Source organism: Leisingera sp. M658 (genome assembly GCF_025144145.1).
GTDB lineage: Bacteria > Pseudomonadota > Alphaproteobacteria > Rhodobacterales > Rhodobacteraceae > Leisingera.
On the sequence record NZ_CP083546.1, the window covers coordinates 165,207 to 181,060 of the forward strand.

A 15,854-nucleotide genomic window follows, 5' to 3' on the forward strand; every position below is an offset into this window, starting at 1 on the left:
GCCTTTCAGACGGCCCCGGCCAAGCTCAAAGCAGCTTATTGATGCCGGCGGATCTACCAATGCAGAGCATTTCCGGCACGCTGGATGCGCCACACGCAACAATACGGGCAACTCGCCGCAATCAGATCAATAATCAGGCGGGGGAACGCTCTGTCCGGAACAAGGCGCCACCCCATCAGGCGCCTTGTTCCGGCAGGTTCTTCTTAGCCGTGCGCGGCGGTCGCTGAACGCGGTTCGCTTTGCTCACGCGGCGGGCGGCCGATGACATCGCGCAGTTCTTCCAGCTCGATGAAATTGTCAGCCTGGCGGCGCAGATCGTCCGAGATCATAGGCGGCTGGCTGCGGATGGTAGACACCACCGAGACACGCACACCCTGGCGCTGCAGGCTGGCAATCAGCGGGCGGAAATCGCCATCGCCCGAGAACAGCACGATATGGTCCACCCGCGGGGCCAATTCCATGGCGTCGACGGTAAGCTCGATATCCATGTTGCCTTTGACTTTGCGGCGGCCCATGCTGTCGGTGTATTCCTTGGCCGGTTTGGTAACCATGGTGAAGCCGTTGTAATGCAGCCAGTCGACCAGAGGGCGGATCGGTGAATACTCGTCATTCTCCAGCAGGGCAGTGTAATAAAAGGCCCGCAGAAGCTTGCCGCGGCGCATGAATTCCTGCCGCAAAAGCTTATAGTCGATGTCAAACCCAAGCGCCTTAGCTGCGGCGTACAGGTTCGACCCGTCTATGAACAGCGCAAGCCGTTCGTCTTTATAAAACATAAAATGTTCCTTCCGGTATAACCGTCCCGGCCGGGTGTTCCGTGAGTGAGTGCTTGAAATCAGCGGGACGGGTGGACTTAATGTAAGTTATTTGTCATCTGCCGCAAGTATACTGCCATTCTGAAATAGGGTCAAAAATGGCCGGAATCCGGAAAACGTCGCTCATCGCGCTTGGCGGCAACCTGCCTGTCGAGGCAGATGCGCCGCAAGCCACCTTGTCAAAGGCTCTTGCCGCTTTGCAATCGGATGATGTTGTGCTGCGCTGCATCTCGCGGTTCTTTCAGACACCCTGTTTCCCGGCGGGCGCCGGGCCGGATTATGTGAACGCAGCGGTTGCGGTTGAGACGTCCTTGTCCGCGCACGCGCTGCTGGCGCGCTTGCATGAAATTGAAGCGCAGTTTGCGCGGGTGCGCGAGCAGCGCTGGGGGATGCGTACGCTTGATCTGGATCTGATTGACCATGGCGGCGCGGTGCTGCCGGATGCGGACGGGTTTGCCCGCTGGCAGGGGCTGCCGCTGGAGACCCAGATGCAGGAGGCGCCAGGGCAGCTGATCCTGCCGCATCCGCGCATTCAGGACCGCGCCTTTGTGCTGGTGCCGCTTTGCGATATTGCGCCGCGCTGGCGCCACCCGGTGCTGCAGAAAACTGCCGCCGGTTTGCTGGCGGAATTGCCGCCGGAAGATGTGGCAGAGGTCACGCCGTTGCTGGTCGCGTGATGCGGTGTTTTCCGCTCTTGTCAAGGGAAAGGTTTGGGCGTAAATGTCTGCCTTCTGGACCCGGAATGATATGGAGAGTCGCTGATGGCCCGCGTGACGGTTGAAGATTGCGTCGATAAAGTGCCCAACCGCTTTGAGCTGGTGATGCTGGCAGCGCACCGTGCCCGCGAAATCTCGGCTGGTGCCCCGATCACCGTGGACCGCGACAACGACAAAAACCCGGTCGTTTCCCTGCGTGAAATCGCTGACGAGACACAAAGCGCAGACGATCTGCGTGAGCGTCTGATCGAAGGCAACCAGACTCAGATCGAAGTCGATGAGCCGGAAGAAGATTCTATGGCTCTGCTGATGGGCGCGGATCACGACAAGCCCGCCGATGACGATATGTCTGAAGAGAAACTGCTGCGCGCGCTGATGGAGGCCCAGGGCCAGGGCTGAGGCGTACGCTGACGAATTTGAGGCTGCGGACCGGACATGAACTCCCCCGATATTTCCGCTGGAGATCTGCTTGCTCTGGTCCGCAACTACAACCCAAAGACAAATGCGGACAGGATCGCCGAGGCTTATGCATTCGGCGAGCAGATGCATGAAGGGCAATACCGCCATTCGGGCGAACCCTATTTCACGCATCCGGTTGCCGTCGCCGCCATCCTGACCGAGCAGCGCCTGGATGATGCAACGATCATCACCGCGCTTTTGCATGACACCATCGAAGACACCAAGGCCTCTTACGAGGAGGTCACCCGCCGTTTTGGCGATGAGGTGGCGATGCTGGTCGATGGCGTCACCAAACTGACCAATCTGCAGCTCAGCAGCCGCGAGACCAAGCAGGCTGAGAACTTCCGCAAGCTGTTCATGGCCATGTCCAAGGACCTGCGGGTTATCCTGGTCAAGCTTGCCGACCGGCTGCACAACATGCGCACAATCAAGGCGATGCGCCCGGAAAAGCAGGCCCAGAAGGCGCGCGAGACGATGGATATCTATGCGCCGCTGGCGGGCCGCATGGGGATGCAGTGGATGCGCGAGGAGCTGGAGGATCTGGCGTTCCGCGTGCTTAACGCCGAAGGCCGCCAGTCGATCATCCGCCGCTTTGTGACCCTGCAGCGCGAAACCGGCGATGTGATCCACCGGATCACCGGCGACATGCGGCTGGAGCTGGAAAAGACCGGGATCGAGGCCGAAGTGTTCGGCCGCGCCAAGAAGCCCTATTCGATCTGGCGTAAAATGCAGGCCAAGGATCAGGGTTTTTCCCGGCTGTCGGACATTTATGGCTTTCGGGTGATCACCCTGTCGGAAGAAGACGCTTATCGCGCGCTGGGTGCCATCCACCAACGCTGGCGGGCGGTGCCGGGCCGGTTCAAGGATTACATCAGCCAGCCGAAATCGAACGGCTACCGCTCGATCCACACCACGGTGTCGGGCCGCGACGGCAAGCGGGTGGAGGTGCAGATCCGCACCCGGCAGATGCACGACGTGGCCGAAACCGGGGTTGCGGCGCATTGGTCCTACCGCGACGGAGTGCGCACCGAAAACCCCTTTGCGGTTGATCCGGCCAAGTGGATCGCCTCGCTGACCGAGCAATTCGACGCCGAGGATGATCACGACGAATTCCTCGAGGCGGTGAAGCTCGAGATGTATTCGGACCAGGTGTTCTGCTTTACGCCAAAGGGCGATGTGATCAAACTGCCGAAAGGTGCGACGCCGATCGACTTTGCCTATGCCATCCACACCCGCATCGGCCATGCCTGTGTCGGTGCCAAGGTGGACGGGATCCGGGTGCCGCTGTGGACCCGGCTGCGCAATGGCCAGTCTGTGGATGTGATCACCGCCGAGGGCCAGACCCCGCAGGTGAGCTGGCTGGAGATTGCCACCACCGGCAAGGCCCGCACTGCGATCCGCCGCGCCCTGCGCGAAGCGGACCGGGCGCGGTTTGTGAAGCTGGGCCATGAACTGGCACGCTCGGCTTTTGAACATGTCGGCAAGAAAGCCACCGACAAAGCGCTGGAAACCGCAGCGCGCGCCTTGCGGGCAGGCGGGGTGAACGAGTTGCTGGCGCGGCTTGGCGCGGCAGAGATCACCGCGCATGACGTGGTGCAATCGGTTTATCCGGAACTGACCACCACTGGCGATGGCGACGAAATCTCTCCGCGCCGTGCGGTGGTCGGCCTGGAGCCGGGGCAAAGCTTTGAGCGTGCGCCCTGCTGCCAGCCGCTGCCGGGGGAGCGCATCATTGGTATTACCTACCGCGGCCGCGGGGTTGTCGTGCATGCTGCGGATTGCGACAAGCTGGGCGAGTTCGAGGACCAGCCGGAACGCTGGATGGATGTGCAGTGGCACAGCGGCACCCACCCGGCGGCCTATGGAACCACGCTTGAACTGACCATTGGCAATGACGCCGGTGTGCTGGGGCGCATTTGCACATTGATTGGCGAGAAAAAGGCCAATATCTCGGACCTTGAATTTGTCGACAGAAAACCAGACTTTTACCGGCTTATGATCAATGTGGAGCTGCGGGATGTGGAACAGCTGCACTCGCTGATGCTGACGCTTGAAGCCGAAAGCGATGTTGCCGCGGTGGCGCGGTTCCGGAACAAGCCGGAAGAACGCCATTTTCCGGGATAAGCCGCTGAAATTTTGAGCCGGGAACTGGGAAGGACGCACAGCTTTGGTATTCAGGCGCCGGGACAGACGTCCGCCCCTCCGGGCGCTGGCGAATTTTCTCTGGCCGCGCGGCGGCTGGGGAAGGGCGTTCCTGTATGTAAAGCACCGGGTGCGGCGCCTGCCTGATTCGCCCGAGCGCATCGCCCGCGGCATCTGGGCCGGAGTGTTCACCACTTTCACGCCTTTTTATGGGCTGCATTTTCTTGTGGCGGCGATCGTTTCCCGGCTGATGAACGGAAATATTCTTGCCTCGCTCAGCGCCACCTTCTTTGGCAACCCGCTGACCTATGTGCCGATCGGAGTGGCCTCGCTGCAGACCGGGCATTGGATCCTGGGCACCGAGTTCGACGAGGAAGTCGACAAATCCCTGATGGGTAAATTCATGGCGGCTGGCGGCGACCTGAAGGACAACCTGATTGCGCTGTTCAACGACCGGCCTGCCGATTGGCAGGGGCTGTATTTGTTCTACAACGAAGTGTTCTACCCTTACATGATCGGCGGCATCATCCCTGGCATAATCACCGCCACGGTCTGTTATGTGCTAAGCCTGCCGGTGATCCGCGTCTACCAGCAGCGCCGCCGGTCCAAGATCAAGGCGAAGTTCGAGGCAATCAAACAACGGGCAGAAGTCGGGACTGACGCCTGACCCGTGCAGCCGGATTGTACCATTATCACTTGCGGGGTTGCTCTTGCCGGGCTGGTGTCTAGTCTTTGGTTAAAGCATTGACTTCAGACGGATGAGACAGCTGTCATGACACAGAACAAATTGCGCCTGGGCGTAAACATCGACCATGTTGCCACCGTGCGCAACGCCCGCGGCGGTGCCTATCCGGATCCGATCCGCGCCGCGAAGCTGGCCGAGGAGGCTGGCGCCGACGGCATCACGGCGCATCTGCGCGAAGATCGCCGCCATATCACCGATGCAGATATCGACGGGTTGATGGAAGCGCTGACCGTGCCGCTGAATTTCGAGATGGCAGCGACCGAGGAAATGCAGAAGATCGCCCTGCGCCACAAGCCGCACGCGGTTTGCATCGTGCCGGAAAAACGCGAGGAACGCACCACTGAGGGCGGGCTCGAAGTCGCCCGTGAAGAAAACCGCTTGGCCCATTACATCGCACCCTTGCGTGATGCGGGCTGCCGGGTGTCGATCTTCATTGCGGCTGATAAAAAGCAGATCGAAGCGGCGCACCGGATCGGCGCCGAGGTGATCGAACTGCACACGGGCGCCTATTGCGACTATCACGCCGAGGGCAAGGCCGAGGACTGCGACCGCGAACTGGAAGCACTGCGCGAGATGTCCGTTTTTGCCCATTCGCTGGGGCTGGAAGTGCATGCAGGTCATGGCCTCACCTATGAAACAGTAAAGCCGGTGGCGGCCTTTCCAGAGGTGAAGGAGCTGAATATCGGCCACTTCCTGATCGGTGAGGCGATGTTCCGCGGGCTGACACCTGCAGTGCAGGAAATGCGCCGGCTGATGGATGATGCACGGGGGTAACGCGGCTATGCCAGTCAATCTGATCCGCTACGGGCTGCTGTGGATGGGGGCCTCAGTCGCGATGCTACTGCTGGGACTGGTGCTTGCACAGTTCGGGGTTGGCATGCCGGCCGGACTGGCGACGGTTCTGCCGCCGATGTTTGCTGCGGTTCTTGAAGGGATCCGAATTGCCCATTCAACCCGGGCGCCGCTGGCAGGTAAAACGGCTTGGATCAACGCTGCGGCGATGACCGGGGTGGTGGCCGTTCTGACCATCATTCAGCTGCCGCTCTACTGGAACACCCCAATGGTCGCCGAGGCGCGGGAGACTATTCCATTTGTTTACCTGGCCGGAATTTTCCTGCTGCTGCTGGCAGTGATCCTGATGGTCAACCGCCTGTTCCTGGCACATGGAATCAAGCTGGGGTTGAAGCGGTTGGAAGAATGATCCTGGGCGTTGGAACCGATCTCGCCAATATTGAGCGCATCCAGCGCACGCTGGACCGTTTCGGCGACAGGTTCCGCAACCGGGTTTTCACCGAAACCGAACAGAAGAAGGCCGAACGCCGCCGCGACGTGGCGGGCACCTATGCCAAGCGCTGGGCCGCCAAGGAGGCTTGCTCCAAGGCGCTGGGCACCGGCCTGCGCATGGGGATTGCCTGGAGGGACATGGCTGTCAGCAACCTGCGCACCGGCCAGCCGGTGATGCATGTGACCGGTTGGGCTGCCGAACGCCTGCGCGAGATGACGCCCCATGCTCATGAGGCTGTGATCCACGTGACATTGACTGATGATCATCCCTGGGCACAGGCCTTTGTGGTGATCGAGGCGCGTCCCATCCCCGCGAACCCGGCGGAATTGCCCGCCGGAACTTGACTTGCCCCCCTCAGGCCCGCATGAAGCGCCGGACCCTGTTTCCAATCCGGAGAGCCTGATGACGGCCAAAGCAAAGACCAGCAGTTCGATCATCGAGACGATAAAGACCATCGTCTATGCGCTGCTGATCGCCGGTGTCTTCCGCACCCTGTTTTTCCAGCCCTTCTGGATCCCCTCCGGATCGATGAAAGAGACCCTGCTGATCGGGGATTTCCTGTTCGTGAACAAGATGGCTTATGGCTATTCTTATGCGTCCTGTCCCAGCGTGCGCATCCCTGCGGTTGGTCTGAACATCGACGCCAAGAACATCTGCGGATTTCTGGACGGCGACAACACCCGTCTGATGGGCGGCCAGCCCAAGCGCGGCGATGTGGTGGTGTTCCGCCATCCGGTCAACAGCAATGACTTCATCAAACGGCTGATCGGTCTGCCGGGCGACAAGATCCAGATGAAGAACGGCGTGCTGTTCATCAACGGCGAACCGGTCAAGCTGCAGGATGCGGGCCAGTTTGAAGAAGTGATGGAACGCCAGGGGCCGCAGGGCTCCTTCCCGCGATGCGAAAACGCACCGGTGGGCCAGGGGGCTGTCTGCAATAAGTCGCGGAAACTGGAAACTCTGCCGGGCGGCAATGAGCATATTGTGCTCAACATCACCAATCAGGGCATGGATCACACCGGCGTCTATCAGGTGCCGGAAGGCCACTACTTCTTTATGGGCGACAACCGGGACAATTCCTCGGACAGCCGCTTGCCGCAGTCTGCCGGCGGCGTGGGTTTCGTTCCGTTTGAAAACCTGATCGGCCGGGCCGACCGGATCATGTTCTCCTCAGCCGGGCGGTCCATGCTCTACTTCTGGACCTGGCGGAGCGACCGTTTCTTCAAGGGGATCCAGTGAAGCTGTCCAAGGAATTGCGCGCGTTTGAAGACCGGATCGGGCATCGCTTTGCCCGCCCCGACCTGTTGCAGCGCGCCGTGACCCACGCGTCTGTGTCCTCGCCCAACCGCAAGGACAACCAGCGGCTGGAATTTCTGGGTGACCGGGTGCTGGGGCTGGTGATGGCAACGGCTCTGCTGGAGCATGACAAGACCGCCACCGAGGGCCAGCTGGCGCCGCGTTTCAATGCGTTGGTGCGCAAGGAAGCCTGCGCGGATGTTGCCGCTGAAATCGACCTGGGCGCGGTGCTGAAACTGGGCCGGTCGGAGATGATGTCGGGCGGCCGGCGCAAGCAGGCGCTGCTGGGCGACGCGATGGAGGCGGTGATTGCCGCAGTCTACAAAGACGCAGGCTTTGAGGCCGCAGCAGAGATGATCCTGCGCCTGTGGGGCCGCCGTGTTCATCAGGTCGAAAGCGATGCGCGCGACGCCAAAACCTCGCTGCAGGAATGGGCACAGGCACGCGGACAAAAGCCGCCGGACTATGTCGAAGTGTTCCGCAGCGGCCCGGATCACGCTCCGGTCTTCACTATCGCAGCGCGGCTGCAGGACGGCACCGAAGCACAAGCCACCGCAGGCTCCAAACGGCAGGCCGAACAGGCCGCCGCCAAAGCTCTGCTGGAACAGCTCGGCTGAACACTCAGGTCACGCGGATATAGCCCGCGAGACCGGTTTTCTGATGTTCGATCACATGGCAATGGAACGCCCAGTCGCCTGGATTGTCGGCGACCAGCGCGATCTCGGCCACCTCATCCTTCAGCAGCAGCATGGTATCCGTCACGAGCGGCGGCAGCCTGCGCAAGTTTGAGCGGATCGGGATGAACGCCAGCCCGTGCAAATGGATCGGATGCAGGTTCGGCGATTCATTCCTCAGCCGCAGCACATAGCTTTTGCCGCGCTTCAGGGTCGCCAACGGTCCGGTGCCCTTGGCCGCATCTCCGGCCCAGGGCGTGCGGTTGATCGACCAGAAACTGTATCCCAAGGAACCGCAATAGCCGTCATTCGGCGGCCCGCCCTCTGGCGTCCAGCCAAAGACGAAGTCGAGCATCTCGGCGCTTGAGAGGTCTGGACGTGAAGCGGGGTTGGCAGCCAGCGGCTTCAGATCCCGCAGGTCCCGTCCGAGGCCCCCGCCAACGGATCGCAGCTGCGCCATGGTGCGGGTGGGCTGTCCTGGCAGCTCTGCCAGCAGATCCGCCGTCTGCCCCTCGCTTGCTGGCATCCGCACCGCGAAATCCACCCGCTGGCCGGGGCCGATCAGCAGCGGTTCGTCAATAGACGGTAGGGGAAGGTCAATTTCGACGGGGTGCCCATCCCAAGCGATAATCCTTGCCTGACCGGTGCTGAGATGCAGCTTGTAGATCCGTGTGGTGTCGCTGTTCACCACCCGCAACCGCACCAGCCCGCCCGCTGGATGATCGTAAACCGGCGCCTGCAGCCAGTTTGCGGTCAGCACATTGCCGTGGGTTCCGCCGCGGGCCGCGCCGCGGGCGGTGTAGTAAGGCAGGAAGCCGCCATTCCCATCCAGCCGGAAGTCGCGCAGGTTGATCACCTGATCACCGTCGAAACCGGGATCCTCTGCTTCCCTGATTACCATTACCCCGGTCAGCCCATGCGCCATCTGCGCCATGGTCATGCAATGCGGGTGATACCAGTAGGTGCCGGCGTCCGGCGGGGTGAATTCATAGTCAAACGCCTCTCCGCCCGCGATTGGCATCTGGGTCAGATAGGGCACCCCGTCCATTGCGTTGGCGATCCGCAGCCCGTGCCAGTGCATCGCGGTGTAATCTTCGGTGCCGTTGACCACCCGCAGGTGCATGGGGTCGCCCTGGGTCCCGTAAAGAACCGGCGGCGGCGCATCCGGCAACAGGCTCACCAGCCCGTCTGTTGGTTGTTCGCGAAAAGAAAAACGGGCGGTCTGGATGGTCAGCTGCTGTACGGTGCTGCGAGCGCCGCCCCAGCAAGCGGCGCCCATCACCCCTGCCGTCGCAGCAGACCCAAGCAGAAAGTCACGGCGTCTCATCGGAAGCCTCCCCAAGGAAAAATGTCATGAAAAGCCTGGCTTGCGGAATGGCTCGGCGCTGCGGTTGTCACATTGGATCTGCCACAGGTCTTTGACATAGGGCAAGGTTGCGGGAAGGTGCCGGGTCCCCGTTGAAAACGCCTCTGGCCCCTGTGGGTAAAATCCTGTAGGGGGTCTACTCTGCAAACAGGACCAGTACAGATGACCACACGCGCCGGATTCGTTGCCCTGATCGGAGAGCCCAACGCGGGCAAATCGACCCTTCTGAACCGTATGGTCGGGGCCAAGGTCTCGATCGTGACCCATAAGGTGCAGACCACCCGTACCCGGATCCGCGGCGTGGCGATGGAGGGCGACGCGCAGCTGGTTTTCGTCGACACCCCTGGCCTGTTCAAGCCGCGCCGCCGCCTGGACCGCGCTATGGTCGCTGCCGCCTGGGGCGGCGCTGCGGACGCAGATGTCGTCGTGCTGATGATCGAGGCGCACCGGGGCATCACTGAAGGCGTCGAAACCATTCTGGACGGGCTTGAAGAAATCGGCACTGGCCGCAAAGTGGCGCTGGCCATCAACAAGATTGACAGGGTGCCTGCGGAAAAGCTGCTGGGCCTCGCTGAGAATCTGAACAGCCGCTACACATTTGCCGAAACCTTCATGATCTCGGCCGAGCGCGGCCATGGTGTGGATGACCTGCGCCAGTGGCTGGCGGGCAAACTGCCGGAAAGTCCCTGGCTCTATCCCGAGGATCAGATCGCCGACCTGCCGATGCGGATGATCGCGGCAGAAATGACCCGCGAAAAACTGACTTTGCGCCTGCACCAGGAACTGCCCTACCAGCTGACGGTCGAAACCGAGAATTGGGAAGAACGCAAGGACGGCTCAGCCCGGGTGGATCAATTGATCTACGTGGTGCGCGACGGGCATAAGGGTATTGTTCTGGGCAAACGGGGCGAAACGATCAAAGCGGTCAGCCAGGCTGCCCGCGCCGAGCTGGAAGAATTCCTGGACCGCAAGGTGCATCTGTTCCTGCAAGTGAAGGTGCGCCCGAATTGGCTGGAAGAAGCCGAGCGCTATTCCGAAATGGGCCTCGACTTCAAAGACGGTAATTGAAGCTGCACATGCGTTTCACCTTTGTGAAAATACTCCCGCCGGAGGCTCCCGTGCGTTCAACCGGCATCACCGCCGGAAGACGCGCAGCATGACCCGCCTTACTGCTGAATTCTGGGTGCAGGCCTATCTGGCCCGGCTGCGGCTGATGGGAATCCCTGCCTTTGTAACGTCGCATGGTGACGACACGGCGGGTGCCGTACTGGTCAAACTCAACACCCTGGACGGCCAGGCACGCGCTTTCCACCGCACCTATGATCTGATGAGCGGCGCGCGCAAATGGGATGGGCTTTCAGCCGGGCCGGAGGCTGAGGTCGACACTTCTATCCTGCGTCAGCGGTCGTTTGATCCCGACCTCTGGGTTATTGAAGTCGAAGACCGGGCTGGGCGCCATCTGCTGGACGAGCCTGGGCTGGAATAGTCTTGACGCTTGCGGAACGCACCGCAATGCGGTCTGCTGAGGCTGCCAGAACAACAGTGAGGGCCGCCAGTGGAATGGCGTGATCACGGCATTTTGCTTTCGATGCGCCGCCACGGTGAAAACGCGGCCATCATCGATGTATTTACAGAAGAGCATGGCCGGCACGCGGGCATGGTGCGAGGCGGTGCCAGCCGCAAGCTGGCACCGATCCTGCAGCCTGGTGCGCAGCTGGACCTGACCTGGAGAGCACGGCTGGAGGACCATCTGGGCAGCTATCACGCTGAGCCTTTACGCAGCCGTGCTGCAGCTGCGATGTCCGGAAGGCTGGCGCTGGCCGGCCTTAATGCGGTGACAGCGCTGCTGTCCTTCTGCCTGCCAGAGCGTGAGCCGCATCCTGACCTCTATACCCGCAGTGAACGGTTGCTGGATCTCTTGGGTAATGAAGATCTCTGGCCGCTTGCCTATCTGCGCTGGGAGTTGGCGCTGCTGGAGGAGATGGGGTTTGGCCTCGATCTGACAGCCTGCGCCGTGACGGGCAGTGGCAGCGCCCTGTGTTATGTGTCACCGAAATCCGGCCGGGCTGTTTCACGTGAAGGCGCCGGAGGCTGGGCGGAGCGGCTGCTGCCTTTGCCGCCGGTGATGCTGGGGCAGGGCAGCGCGGAGGATGCGGAAATTGTGCAGGCGCTGCGCACCACTGGCTATTTTCTGGACGCGCATCTGGCGCCGTCTTTGGGCAATCAGCCAGTGCCGGAGGCGCGGGGGCGGCTGACGGACCTGCTCATCCGCCGGCTGTGAACAGCATCTCGCGTCCCTGGCCGTTGCTGAGGATCAGCACATCGCCGGAAACCTCGGCTAGCGTCATTTTCTGAAGGGACTGCAGGAAATCGGCTTCGAGTGCCAGTTCCGAGCAGGCAGCGCGTGCAGCAGTAAGCGTCTCAGCGCTGAACCAGGGGTAAGGCGCCGTCTGAGTGCCCTGGAAACTGTTGCAGGGTGCCCGCCCTGCGATTTTTCCAGGTTCCGGGAAGGTCAGCCAGGCAAATGCGGGATAGGCTGCATTATCAATGCTGGAGAGGTGCCAGACCTTTCCCGCCGCACCGTAAGCTGAAAGCGTTTCGTCGCCGGTGCAGGCACTGGCAAACAGCAGCGAACAGATCCAAGCGACGCGCGGCACTGGGTTTCCCAATTGAAGCAATTTGTACACTCTGGCCAAGAGGGGGCAGAAAATGCAAGGCCTCGCCCTGAAAAAGTGACGGCTCCCGCCCGTCGCGGCGGCATTGAAAATGCCTTGCTCCCGTTGGGCGTGGCGCCGCGCAATGCGCGGCGCGGGCCGGGTCCGGGCGCAACGGCGCAGAAAGTGCATTCCAAGAACGCATCTGAAGGGCGGGAGGGGCCGCCTAATTTGCCTGGATAATTTCGGCCACCTTGCGGCCGATCTCGTCGCTGGCCTTTGCCGACGGGTGGATCATGTCGAGCGCGTGATAAGACCGGTCGCCAAAGGGCACCAAATCCTTGAGCGACAGGAAATGAATGCCTGTGTCCAGCGCGGCCAGCCGTTCGATGCGGGATTCCAGCTCGTTTCCTTCGTCGCGGCAGTGCTCAATCAGCGAGCCGGTGCCGGGGCTGCGCAGATAGCCGACGTAAATCACCTTGGCACCGGTTGCGCGCAGTTCTGACAGCATGCCCGGAATCGCACCTTTGCGTCCGTCGGAGGAAACCAGTTTGTTCAGTTTCCGGTTACAGGCAAAACAGCCGCAGCCGAGCCACAGATCATTTCCGCCGCCATTCACGATCACCCAGTCCCATTTTCCGGGCTTGTACTGTTTGCGGATCTGCATCCCCGCCGCGCCTGAAATCGGCAGCTTGTAGATGATCCGCGCGGCCGAGACCGAGCGGTCAACAACTGGTTCCTGCAACTCGCGGGCAACGGTGTCTGCGATGGATTTACCTGCTAGGCTGTGCCAGGCCAGCAGGGAATCCCCCATCGCCAGGATGCGGGGGGATTGTTCCGGCGGCACCGCAGCGGCACAGGCGGAAAACAAAAACAGCAAGGGAAGCAGGAAGCAGCGAAAGAGTGTCATGGACTCTTGTTAACCACAATTGATGAAAGATCGAATAACCAGGATTGGAAACAGTCTTATTCCGTGCGCTGGTTGCAGCGCGAACGCACTCTGGACGGGCTGCGGCTGCAATAAGCCCGGCGTAAACGCCGGGCCTGAACAGGATTGCTCCCGTAGGAATTGCTTTCAGCCGGTTCAGCCCAGCAGGCGGCGGGCGATAACCTGGGCCTGAATTTCTGCCGCGCCTTCAAAGATATTCAGGATCCTGGCGTCGCACAACACGCGGGAGATTTTATACTCTGTCGCAAACCCGTTGCCGCCGTGGATCTGCAACCCGTTGTCCGCGGCGGCCCAGGCGACCCGGGCACCCAGGAGCTTGGCCATTCCGGCCTCCAGGTCGCAGCGGTGGCCGTGGTCTTTTTCCCAGGCCGAGAAATAGGTCAGCTGGCGGGCGATCATGATTTCCACCGCCATCATTGCAAGCTTGCCGGACACACGCGGGAATTTGATCAGCGATTTGCCAAACTGCTTGCGGTCCTGCGCGTACTGCATGGCGATGTCCAGTGCCGACTGGGCCACGCCGATTGCACGGGCCGCGGTCTGGATGCGGGCCGATTCAAAGGTCTCCATCAGCTGTTTGAAGCCTTTGTTTTCCTCACCGCCCAGAAGGTTCCCGCCCTTCACGTGGAAGTTGTCGAAACCCAGCTCGTATTCCTTCATGCCCCGGTAGCCGAGAACTTCGATTTCGCCGCCGGTCATGCCTTCGGTCGGGAACGGTGCCTCATCGGTGCCGGGTGTCTTCTCTGCCAGGAACATCGACAGGCCGCGATGGTCCGTGGTGTTCGGATCAGTGCGTGCAAGCAGGGTCATCACATGGGTGCGGGCGGCATGGGTGATCCAGGTCTTGTTGCCGGTAATCTTATAGTCGCCGTTTTCATCCTTCACAGCCCGGGAGCGCAGGGAGCCGAGGTCGGAACCGGTGTTCGGTTCGGTGAACACGGCGGTGGGCAGGATCTCGGCGCTGGACAGCTTGGGCAGCCAGTTGGCTTTCTGCTCCTCGGTGCCGCCGCACAGGATCAGCTCGGCTGCAATCTCCGAACGGGTGCCAAGTGATCCGACACCGATATAGCCGCGCGACAGTTCTTCCGAAACCACGACCATCGACGCCTTGGACAGGCCGAATCCACCGTATTCCTCGGGGATAGTCAGGCCGAATACGCCCATCTCGGCCAGCTCTTCGATCACGCTGAGCGGGATCAGCTCGTCCTTCAGGTGCCAGTCATGGGCGTGCGGCTCTACCTTCTCCACCGCATAGCGGCGGAACTGGTCGCGGATCATTTCCAGTTCTTCTTCCAGGCCTGAAGCGCCGAACATGGTGGCGCCGGCCTGCTCTTCCATCAGTTCCACGAGGCGGGTACGGGCGGCTTGGCTGTTGCCTTGTTCGCACAGTGTCATCACTGCAGGCACCATCAGCCCGCGCTGCGCGTCCTGGGAGAGGCCCAGATCCTGCAGGCGGATAATCTCGCCCTGGTTCATCTGGATGCCGCCGTAGACCTGCCAAAGGTATTCGCCGAAACCGATCTGATGGATCAGCTGATCCAATTCGCTGAACTTGCCCTCGGCTTGCAGCTTTTCGGCCCATTTCTGCATCTGCCGCAGGCTGTAGACATAGGTTGCCAGCCACGACAGGCCATGTGCGGCAACCTGGTTTTCCTCGATCAGGCGGCCGGAGACCCGGCCCTCTTCGCTCACCATGTCCTTGACCGAGGCGCGAGCGGCCTCAAGCAGCTGGTCCAGCGGTTCCAGTGCGGCGCCGGTCAGTGCCAGCAGGTCGGGAATGAGTGTCGGTTTCATCTGCAAGTCCTGTCCGTCATGAGCCATGAATCAGATCCTTCTTCGGTCGCCCGGTGGTAAATCATTTTGCAGGTGCAGCGCAACAAAAATACTCACAGGTGCGGCGTTTGGATCAAATGTTGCGTATTGATTTTGCCCGTGCAGCACGGCCCGGATGTGGTACAGCGGAGATATGACTGCATTGTTTTCACTCCTTTCCCCGGCAGAGCTGGCAGCGGCTTTTGGCATCGCGCTGCTGGCAGGCACCGTCAAAGGCCTGGTTGGTTTTGCCATGCCGATGATTTTTATTTCCGGTCTCAGCTTGTTCCTGGCTCCGGATCTGGCTTTGGCGGGGCTGATTCTGCCGACCCTGGTGACAAACGGCATGCAGGCGCTGCGCCAGGGGCCGGACGCGGCGATGGCCTCGATCCGCAAGTTCCGGGTATTCCTGCTGATAGGTCTCGTTTGCCTGCTGCTGAGCGCCCAATCAGTGCGGCTGCTGCCGCAGCAGGCGCTGCTTTTGGTGATTGGCCTGCCGGTTACGGTCTTTGCCTGTATCCAGCTGATGGGCAAGACATTCACCATCACCTATCCCTCCCGCCGCAGCGAGGCCATGGTGGGCGGCATCGCCGGGCTGATTGGCGGTGTCTCCGGAGTTTGGGGGCCGCCGACGGTCGCCTACCTGACCGCATTGAATACTGAAAAAACAGAGCAGATCCGGGTGCAAGGAGTGATCTATGGCCTTGGCGCGGTGGCGCTTCTGGTCGCACATATTGGATCCGGCGTGATGCGGATTGAAACTGCGCCCTTCTCGCTGGTGCTGATTGTGCCGGCAGTGGCAGGCATGTGGATCGGCGGTCTGTTGCATGACCGGATCGATCAGGTGCTGTTCCGCCGCGCAACACTTGTGGTTCTGCTGATTGCGGGGGTGAACCTGCTGCGCCGCGGCTTGCTGATGTGACCAGGGGCCGGAGGATGGGATC

At 61.2% G+C, this 15,854-nt stretch carries 19 protein-coding genes; 13 read left to right on the plus strand and 6 right to left on the minus strand.

Features of this window, described 5'->3' with window-relative positions; translation table 11 throughout:
- Nucleotides 1-203 precede the first annotated feature (203 nt).
- Entirely contained in the window at nt 204-773 is a 570-nt protein-coding gene (locus K3724_RS00875; protein ID WP_019296609.1) for an NYN domain-containing protein, read from the minus strand.
- 137 nt (nt 774-910) lie between these two features.
- On the opposite strand from K3724_RS00875, the gene folK reads away from it, so the two are divergent.
- From folK to rnc, 9 genes are all read left to right on the plus strand, one after another.
- The gene (folK, locus tag K3724_RS00880) at nt 911-1,489 is read left to right on the plus strand and encodes a 2-amino-4-hydroxy-6-hydroxymethyldihydropteridine diphosphokinase (RefSeq protein WP_259989211.1); all 579 of its coding nucleotides are present in this window, start codon (nt 911-913) and stop codon (nt 1,487-1,489) included.
- A gap of 84 nt (nt 1,490-1,573) precedes the next feature.
- Nucleotides 1,574-1,927, plus strand: a complete 354-nt coding sequence (rpoZ, locus tag K3724_RS00885; protein WP_129369324.1) for a DNA-directed RNA polymerase subunit omega — start codon at nt 1,574-1,576, stop codon at nt 1,925-1,927.
- 36 nt (nt 1,928-1,963) lie between these two features.
- Nucleotides 1,964-4,111 (plus strand): bifunctional (p)ppGpp synthetase/guanosine-3',5'-bis(diphosphate) 3'-pyrophosphohydrolase, encoded by a 2,148-nt coding sequence (locus K3724_RS00890; protein WP_259989214.1) that lies wholly within the window; start codon nt 1,964-1,966, stop codon nt 4,109-4,111.
- Nucleotides 4,112-4,154: 43 nt separating this feature from the next.
- A complete protein-coding gene (locus K3724_RS00895) occupies nt 4,155-4,796 on the plus strand; it encodes a DUF2062 domain-containing protein (RefSeq protein WP_259989215.1) in 642 nt (213 codons plus the stop codon).
- 105 nt (nt 4,797-4,901) lie between these two features.
- On the plus strand, nt 4,902-5,648 hold the full coding sequence (locus K3724_RS00900; protein ID WP_259989217.1) for a pyridoxine 5'-phosphate synthase: 747 nt from the start codon (nt 4,902-4,904) through the stop codon (nt 5,646-5,648).
- Between the two features lie 7 nt (nt 5,649-5,655).
- Nucleotides 5,656-6,075, plus strand: coding sequence for an ABZJ_00895 family protein (locus tag K3724_RS00905; protein ID WP_259989219.1), 420 nt, complete (start codon nt 5,656-5,658; stop codon nt 6,073-6,075).
- The gene (gene acpS, locus K3724_RS00910; RefSeq protein ID WP_259989221.1) at nt 6,072-6,503 is read left to right on the plus strand and encodes a holo-ACP synthase; all 432 of its coding nucleotides are present in this window, start codon (nt 6,072-6,074) and stop codon (nt 6,501-6,503) included. The genes K3724_RS00905 and acpS overlap by 4 nt, the downstream gene beginning before the upstream one ends.
- 58 nt (nt 6,504-6,561) lie before the next feature.
- Nucleotides 6,562-7,398 carry a signal peptidase I gene (lepB, locus tag K3724_RS00915; protein WP_259989223.1) on the plus strand — a complete coding sequence of 279 codons (837 nt, stop codon included), beginning with the start codon at nt 6,562-6,564 and terminating at the stop codon, nt 7,396-7,398.
- Nucleotides 7,395-8,072 (plus strand): ribonuclease III, encoded by a 678-nt coding sequence (gene rnc / locus K3724_RS00920; RefSeq protein ID WP_259989225.1) that lies wholly within the window; start codon nt 7,395-7,397, stop codon nt 8,070-8,072. The genes lepB and rnc overlap by 4 nt, the downstream gene beginning before the upstream one ends.
- Before the next feature lie 4 nt (nt 8,073-8,076).
- Here the strand turns inward: rnc and K3724_RS00925 are convergent, their stop codons facing one another.
- Complete coding sequence (locus K3724_RS00925; RefSeq protein ID WP_259989227.1) at nt 8,077-9,456, minus strand: multicopper oxidase family protein; 1,380 nt, start codon at nt 9,454-9,456, stop codon at nt 8,077-8,079.
- Nucleotides 9,457-9,657: 201 nt separating this feature from the next.
- Here K3724_RS00925 and era point away from each other — a divergent pair, with 201 nt between their 5' ends.
- The 3 genes from era (at nt 9,658) to recO (ending at nt 11,776) form a co-directional block, all read left to right on the plus strand.
- Nucleotides 9,658-10,563, plus strand: coding sequence for a GTPase Era (gene era, locus K3724_RS00930; RefSeq protein ID WP_259989229.1), 906 nt, complete (start codon nt 9,658-9,660; stop codon nt 10,561-10,563).
- A gap of 88 nt (nt 10,564-10,651) precedes the next feature.
- Entirely contained in the window at nt 10,652-10,981 is a 330-nt protein-coding gene (locus K3724_RS00935) for a DUF1491 family protein (protein ID WP_129369334.1), read from the plus strand.
- Nucleotides 10,982-11,050: 69 nt separating this feature from the next.
- Nucleotides 11,051-11,776 carry a DNA repair protein RecO gene (recO, locus tag K3724_RS00940; RefSeq protein ID WP_259989233.1) on the plus strand — a complete coding sequence of 242 codons (726 nt, stop codon included), beginning with the start codon at nt 11,051-11,053 and terminating at the stop codon, nt 11,774-11,776.
- Here the strand turns inward: recO and K3724_RS00945 are convergent.
- The 4 genes from K3724_RS00945 to K3724_RS00960 form a co-directional block, all read right to left on the minus strand.
- The gene (locus tag K3724_RS00945) at nt 11,760-12,152 is read right to left on the minus strand and encodes an META domain-containing protein (RefSeq protein ID WP_259989235.1); all 393 of its coding nucleotides are present in this window, start codon (nt 12,150-12,152) and stop codon (nt 11,760-11,762) included. The two genes, recO and K3724_RS00945, sit on opposite strands and share 17 nt — an antisense overlap.
- A gap of 223 nt (nt 12,153-12,375) precedes the next feature.
- Nucleotides 12,376-13,059, minus strand: coding sequence for an SGNH/GDSL hydrolase family protein (locus tag K3724_RS00950; protein ID WP_259989237.1), 684 nt, complete (start codon nt 13,057-13,059; stop codon nt 12,376-12,378).
- 174 nt (nt 13,060-13,233) lie between these two features.
- Nucleotides 13,234-14,919, minus strand: a complete 1,686-nt coding sequence (locus tag K3724_RS00955) for an acyl-CoA dehydrogenase family protein (RefSeq protein WP_259989239.1) — start codon at nt 14,917-14,919, stop codon at nt 13,234-13,236.
- Between the two features lie 3 nt (nt 14,920-14,922).
- Entirely contained in the window at nt 14,923-15,165 is a 243-nt protein-coding gene (locus tag K3724_RS00960; RefSeq protein WP_259992728.1) for a hypothetical protein, read from the minus strand.
- On the opposite strand from K3724_RS00960, the gene K3724_RS00965 reads away from it, so the two are divergent.
- Nucleotides 15,065-15,832: a sulfite exporter TauE/SafE family protein gene (locus tag K3724_RS00965; RefSeq protein WP_259989241.1), complete on the plus strand. Its 768-nt coding sequence runs from the start codon at nt 15,065-15,067 to the stop codon at nt 15,830-15,832. The two genes, K3724_RS00960 and K3724_RS00965, sit on opposite strands and share 101 nt — an antisense overlap.
- Nucleotides 15,833-15,854: the final 22 nt, after the last annotated feature.